The following is a 2499-nucleotide window of genomic DNA, read 5'->3' on the forward strand; positions in this document are numbered from 1 at the left end:
AGAGGTTTAAGCTGGGTTGCAGTCGATGCTGTCGCACTCATCTCGCACCTCGTGGCTTATCGTGGACGGCGTTTTTTGCAAAGTGGAACAAGACTCACTCCCGGGTCAGCAAACTCGAAAAATTGACGGTCTCATTATTTGCGGTTTCGAATTTTTCTATGCGTTAAAAACCGTGGTTTTTTATCGTTATTTAACGCCTTTATCTTATTGACTAACTGGTAATCTCAACTACGTAAAAAATTATCCAGGGGATCAGAATGTCGGCAATACAGGGGATTGAAGGAGTCATCAGCCAGCTACAGACCACGGCGATGTCAGCAAAAATGCAGGATATGCAGCCACAACCGACCGTGAGCTTTGCCGGTCAACTGCATGCGGCGTTAGACAGGATCAGCGATGTACAAACCGCGTCCCGTGTGCAGGCTGAGAAATTTACCCTCGGTGAACCGGGTATTGCGCTGAACGATGTGATGACCGATATGCAAAAAGCGTCGGTATCGATGCAGATGGGGATCCAGGTGCGCAACAAACTGGTGTCGGCGTATCAGGAAGTGATGTCGATGCAGGTGTAGCAAGCCGAACATTCTCCCGCTGCGTCGGGCAACGGGAGAATTGCATTACTTCTGAATCAAATAACGAATCGTTGGACCATCCTGCTGAATATCCAGCACCGTATAGCCGTGATTACGCGCATCCAGTGGAATATTGTTGATTGACTGCGGGCAATCGCTCACCACTTCCAGAATCTCACCTTTCTTCAATTGCGGCATCGCTTCCAGTGTGGCGACAGCCGGGTACGGACACGGCTCGCCGACCATATCGAGGCGATAATCAGGCACGATATTTTTCATACAGACTCCTTGGCAGGCGTCAGCCCAGCGCGACGGAAGAAGCGTTTTTCCCAGCCGATGATGAGCATCAGCGCGGTAAATAACAGCAGATAGGTTACCAGCAGGCCACCGAGCGGGCCGAAGGTGTTGAGCAGATTCACTTTGTCCCAATTGGTGGCAAGTGCGGGAGCAAAATCATCCCAGTAGTAGGCCAGAATTGTCGAGCCAATAACGTTGCCCAGACCCACCCACCAGTAATGCACCTGGCCTTCAACGGCGCGGTACATCCAGCCCGTTTCACACCCGCCCGCCAGAACAATGCCGAAGCCGAACAGCAAGCCGCCGATCACCGCATTCGGACCTGCCCACATGATTTTAGGCTCGACGCCCAGTTGTACGTAGCTAAAGATACCGATGGCGCTGACCGCCATCCCGAAGATGATCGCTTTCGCCATATGGGTGCGACCGGAAATCCACAGATCGCGGAAGGCGGAGGTGAAGCAGATTTGCGCCCGTTCAATCAGCAGCCCGAACCCGACGCCAAACAGCATGGCCAAACCAAGTTTGGGCTTATCCATCGCAGTGAGGAGCGCCCAGCCGATCATGGCGATAAACACCAGCATGCCGAGGCGGAAACGGCGACGGGCCTGATCTGGCTTTTGCGTTAACGGAGAAGCGGCGGAGACTTTCTGCATTTTGACCGGAATACGAAACATCGGCAGCAGGGTAAAGCGTGCGCCAAACCATGAGCCAATAGCCGTTGCCAGGGCGAAAAACCAGGCGTGTAGCGAGAACTGTGGAATACCGGTGAAGAAAGCGGCCAGGTTGCAGCCCATTGCCAGCCGGGCGCCGAATCCGGCAATCATTCCGCCGACTATCGCCTGCATAATGCGCACCCGACTGCGCGGCATGCGTAATTTGACGTTGTTTGCCCACAATGCGGCAGCAAAACAGCCCCCGAACATACCGAGGATCATCATGCCGTCAATGCGGGTCAGGGGTGAGCCTTCGAGATGGATCAGCTTGTAGTATCCCCATTCTTCGGCGTGAACGCCAAACAGTTGCAGGATTTGACCACCCCAGCGAGTGAATTCGCCGGTAACGGCCCAGAAGGTTCCCGTAATGCCGAAATAGTAGGTAGAGAGAATACCCGCTGCGATGACCGCAGGGGCGGGGGCCCAAAATTTAATTAACCAGGCCTGTTTGAAGTGTTGCCATGACATGCGTTGTGCCTCTGAACTCAGAAGGTATGTAACAAGAAGTGTGGATACTACACCGATCAGAATTTTTGACTATGAGTAATAAGAGGTAACACCGTCTGGATCAATCTTTCTCGACACTGCCGAAAGGCTGGCGACATCAGGCCTTTAATGCCACAATCCCATTTTCTTCGCATGCAGGATGAATGATGAAAAAATTAGCAATCGTTGCTGTATTTCTGGCGCTTACCGGATGCGCCGAAGTAGAAAATTATAACGACGTGGTGAAAACGCCAGCGCCAGCCGGTCTGGAAGGATACTGGCAGTCAAAAGGTCCGCAACGCAGTCTGGTGAGCCCGGAAGCGATTGCCAGCCTGGTGGTAACAAAAGAGGGCGACACGCTGGATTGTCGCCAGTGGCAGCGAGTGATCGCGCTGCCGGGGAAACTGACGATGATCTCTGGCGATCTC

General features: G+C 53.2%; 3 protein-coding genes and 1 pseudogene. 2 read left to right on the top strand and 2 right to left on the bottom strand.

Going from position 1 to position 2499, the window contains the following annotated elements:
• The first annotated feature begins 257 nt into the window (after positions 1-257).
• On the top strand, positions 258-572 hold the full coding sequence (gene fliE / locus FDW87_RS17570) for a flagellar hook-basal body complex protein FliE (RefSeq protein WP_016153486.1): 315 nt from the start codon (positions 258-260) through the stop codon (positions 570-572).
• Between the two features lie 45 nt (positions 573-617).
• On the opposite strand, the gene yedF is transcribed toward fliE, so the two are convergent.
• On the bottom strand, positions 618-851 hold the full coding sequence (gene yedF / locus FDW87_RS17575; RefSeq protein ID WP_000790504.1) for a sulfurtransferase-like selenium metabolism protein YedF: 234 nt from the start codon (positions 849-851) through the stop codon (positions 618-620).
• Positions 848-2074 carry a selenium metabolism membrane protein YedE/FdhT gene (yedE, locus tag FDW87_RS17580; RefSeq protein ID WP_225622987.1) on the bottom strand — a complete coding sequence of 409 codons (1227 nt, stop codon included), beginning with the start codon at positions 2072-2074 and terminating at the stop codon, positions 848-850. Before yedE ends, yedF begins: the two co-directional genes overlap by 4 nt.
• Positions 2075-2238: 164 nt before the next feature.
• On the opposite strand from yedE, the pseudogene FDW87_RS22945 reads away from it, so the two are divergent.
• Positions 2239-2499, top strand: a pseudogene (locus FDW87_RS22945) (hypothetical protein); the annotation flags it as partial.

This window comes from Citrobacter sp. wls826, from assembly GCF_005281245.1.
Classification (GTDB): Bacteria; Pseudomonadota; Gammaproteobacteria; order Enterobacterales; family Enterobacteriaceae; genus Citrobacter; species Citrobacter braakii.